Source organism: Saccharomonospora iraqiensis subsp. iraqiensis (assembly GCF_000430445.1).
Classification (GTDB): Bacteria; Actinomycetota; Actinomycetes; order Mycobacteriales; family Pseudonocardiaceae; genus Saccharomonospora; species Saccharomonospora iraqiensis.
Map to the genome: position 1 here is coordinate 59,602 of NZ_KE387062.1, position 3,835 is coordinate 63,436.

4 protein-coding genes are annotated in these 3,835 nt (G+C 73.6%); 3 read left to right on the top strand and 1 reads right to left on the bottom strand.

Annotation, left to right across the window (positions count from 1 at the left end):
* The coding region (locus ACTIR_RS21895) for a prephenate dehydratase domain-containing protein (protein WP_034238517.1) at positions 1-445 on the bottom strand (445 nt) is incomplete at its 3' end.
* Positions 446-546: 101 nt separating this feature from the next.
* On the opposite strand from ACTIR_RS21895, the gene ACTIR_RS0105415 reads away from it, so the two are divergent.
* From ACTIR_RS0105415 to ACTIR_RS26330, 3 genes are all read left to right on the top strand, one after another.
* Complete coding sequence (locus ACTIR_RS0105415; protein ID WP_026453507.1) at positions 547-1,173, top strand: macro domain-containing protein; 627 nt, start codon at positions 547-549, stop codon at positions 1,171-1,173.
* A 221-nt stretch (positions 1,174-1,394) separates the two neighbouring features.
* Positions 1,395-2,327 (top strand): type I pantothenate kinase, encoded by a 933-nt coding sequence (gene coaA / locus ACTIR_RS0105420; protein WP_007026677.1) that lies wholly within the window; start codon positions 1,395-1,397, stop codon positions 2,325-2,327.
* Between the two features lie 113 nt (positions 2,328-2,440).
* The coding region (locus tag ACTIR_RS26330; protein WP_026453508.1) for an AfsR/SARP family transcriptional regulator at positions 2,441-3,835 on the top strand (1,395 nt) is incomplete at its 3' end.

Sequence of the window (3,835 nt, forward strand, 5' to 3'; positions counted from 1 at the left end):
CGACCGGTGCGGCCACGGCCGCGTCGTACTCGCCCCGCTGGACGGCCACCGCGGCGGCCGCCGTGGACGGCGCGGCCACGGTGTGCGCCTCGGGGAGATTGCGCTCCAGCCACTCGCGCACCTGGGCGAGTGCGTGCGGGTGGCTGGCGACCGTGCGCACGACCTCCACCCCCGGCGCGGCGAGCACCGCGAAGTGGATCGGCAACAGCGCCTCGGCGACGGCGACCAACGGTGCGTCCCCGGCCAGCCCGTCGAGCGTGGCGGTGACCGGCCCCTCGACCGAGTTCTCCACCGGCACGCACGCCCGCTCGGCGGTGCCCTCGCGCACGGCCGCGAGCGCCGCGGAGATCGTCTCGACCGGGACGAGCTCCCCCTCCGGTGCGAGCGCGCGGGTGGCCTGCTCGGTGAACGTGCCCTGCGGGCCGAAGTAGGCGATCCGGGACATGGAACAACAGGCTACGCCGGTGCCCGGTGAGACGATCCTCACCCGTTCGGCCGGGAGGGGCGGCGGTTACCAGGCGTCCGATTCTTTGTCATGCTGGTGAGGTGACCGCCGAATCTGGCACGCACACACGCAACGGACCCGGGGCGGACGGCACGGGCGCCACCACCCCGTCGGCCACACCGGAACTGGTGTTGTGCGCCCTCGACGAGCCACTCGTGCAGGCCTGGAACACGGTCCGCGACTCGGTCACGGGCCCGGTCCGGGTGCATCGGGGCTCGGTCCTGGAGGTCCGCGCGCAGGCCGTGGTGAGCCCGGCGAACTCCCTCGGCTGGATGCGCGGCGGCATCGACGCCGTCTACGCGCGGACGTTCCCGGGCATCGAGCAGCAGGTGCGCAGCACCGTCCTCGCCTACCACGGGGGTGAACTGCCGATCGGGGAGGCCGTCGTCGTGCCCACCGGCGCCCCCGTCCCCGAGTGGCTGATCAGCGCCCCCACCATGCGGCAGCCGGGCGAGTCGCTGCCGGACGACACCGTGCACCCGTACCTGGCCGCCCGCGCGGTCTTCCTGCTGTGGCGGGACGGCATGTTCGAGCAGGGCGCCCGGTTCCGGGACGTCGTGACCACGATCGCGATGCCCGGTCTGGGCACCGGCGTCGGCGGTGTGTCCCCGGCCACCTGCGCCCGCCAGGTGTCCGCCGCGTGGGAGGAGGTCTTCCTGGGCCGCTGACCGGCGCTGACCGGCGCTGACCGGCGCGGTCACCGGTGTGCGACACCGGTCTCGCCCGTCCGCGCGACAGGTCACCCGGCCCGGCGGGGGCACGACGCCACGGGCTCGGCCCCGCGGGTGCACAACGTCACAGCGCGTCGGCGCCGGTGACCGCTTACGGTTGAGTCCGCGTGAAGAACAGGTGTACAGCGCCGGCCCACCGACGGGCGAGGAGTGAGTGAATGGCGCGGGTCCGTGAGCGCAGCCCCTACGTCGAGTTCCAGCGGGACCAGTGGCGGGAACTGCGCAGGTCGACACCGCTGCCGCTGACCGCCGCGGAGCTGTCCCGGCTGCGGGGCCTCGGCGAGCAGATCGATCTCACCGAGGTCGCGGAGGTCTACCTCCCGCTGTCCCGGCTGATCAATCTCCAGGTGGCGGCCCGCCAACAGCTGTACGAGGCGACCACCACGTTCCTCGGCGAGGACACCCGGGGCACCAAGGTGCCGTTCGTCATCGGTGTCGCGGGCAGCGTGGCGGTGGGCAAGTCGACCACCGCCCGCATCCTGCGCACGTTGCTCGCCCGCTGGCCCGACCATCCCCGGGTCGACCTGGTGACCACGGACGGGTTCCTGCATCCCCGGGCGGAGCTCGTCCGCCGGGGGATCATGCACCGCAAGGGTTTCCCGGAGAGCTACGACCGCAGGGCGCTGTTGCGGTTCGTCACGGAGGTGAAGTCGGGCGCCGAGGAGGTCCGGGCACCGGTCTACTCGCACACCGCCTACGACATCCTGCCCGACGAGGAGCAGGTCGTCCGCCAGCCGGACATCCTGATCCTGGAGGGGCTCAACGTCCTGCAGCCGGGGCCGCGGCTGACCGTGTCGGACCTGTTCGACTTCTCGCTCTACGTCGACGCGCACACCGCCGACATCGAGCGCTGGTACGTCGAACGCTTCCTCAAGCTGCGGCACACCGCCTTCGCCGACCCCACGTCGCACTTCCACCACTTCGCCGGCCTGGACGACGAGGAGGCCACCGCGGAGGCCCTGCACCTGTGGAAGACGATCAACGAGCCGAACCTGATGGAGAACATCCGGCCGACCCGCCCGCGCGCGACACTGGTGCTGCGCAAGGACGCGGACCACTCGATCAACCGGGTCCGGTTGCGCAAGCTCTGACGGCCCGGCCGGGCGCGTGACCGTGCGGTCGCCGGGGATCCCCCGACGGTGATTCACCCGGTCCGGCCGTTCTCCGAGTGGAGTACCACCCGGTAGGGGCCGACCATGGCGGTGTGAGCAAGGGCACGGACCACCTCCTCGTACGGGTTCTCGGTCCACTCGAGATCGACCGGCGCGCGGCGGACCAGCCGCTGACCGACCGGGCGCTGCGGGCGGTGCTGTCCACCCTGCTCGTCCACGCCAACCAGAGGGTCTCCGCGGACGCCCTGGTGGAGGCGGCCTGGCCGCCCGCGCAGCGGCCGGCGCGGGCCCTGGACTCGCTGGACGCCCGGGTCGGCAAACTCCGCACCCTGCTCGCCCCGGAAGCCGAGATCAGCTGGTCGGCGGCCGGGTGCGTACTGCACCTCGCGCCCGACCGGATCGACGCCGTCCGGTTCGAGCACATGATCGAGGCCGCGCGCTGGTGCCCGGCGCCCGAGGCGATCTCCACACTGGACCGGGCGCTGGCGCTGTGGCGGGGCGACCCGCTGCCCGATCTCCGGCGGGCCGGGGCCGACCACCCGGAAGCCGTCCGGTTGCGACAGTTGCGGGCCCGTGCGGTGGAGGACCTGGCCGCGCGGGAGCTGGAGACCGGGAAGGTGGCCGACGCGGCCCAGCGGCTGCTCAGTCTGCTGTCCGCCGAACCCCTGCGGGAGCGGGCCTGCGGCTACGCCATGTGGGCGCTGCACCACCTCGGCATGACCGCCGACGCCGTGGCCTGCTACGAACAGCTCCGCGAGCGGCTGTCCGACGACCTCGGTGAACCGACCAGTATGGAGCTGGACGAGACGTTCGAGGCGGTCACCGGACGGTACCCGGGGTCGGCCCACCCGGGCAGGCCGGTACCGCCGGGGACGACGTTCGTCGGCCGGGGGCACGAACTCGCACGGCTGACCGGGTTGCTCGACCGGGAACGGCTGGTCACGGTCGTCGGGCCCGGCGGCGTCGGGAAGACCCGGCTGGTCACCGAGACGCTGTCCACGGCCACCGTCGGCGTCACCGTGGTGCCGCTGTCCACCCGGGACGCCGGGGAGCTGCCCGGGGCCGTGGCCGGGGCCCTGGGGATCCACACGCACGACCGGGATCCCGACCCGCTCGCGACGGTGGCCGAGTACCTCTCCGGCCGCCGCCGGGTGCTGGTGCTGGACTCGTGCGAGCACCTGCTCACCGAGGTCCGCACGCTCGTGCGCAAACTGCTCGGGCGCTGCCCCGCGGTCACCGTGCTCACGACCGGCCGGGTGCGGCTCGGGCTCGCCGAGGAGTGTGTGCTGCCGCTCGGGCCGCTGGCCCGGGACGGCACCCGGGACCCGCTCGATTCCAAGGCCGGACGGTTGTTCCTCGACCGCGCCCGCACCGCCCGCCCCGACTTCCCCGCCGACGACCACGAGGCCGACGCCGCCCGCGCCGTGCTCCGGCGGATCGGGTGCCTGCCGCTGACCGTGGAACTGCTCGCCGCCCGCGTCGCCGCG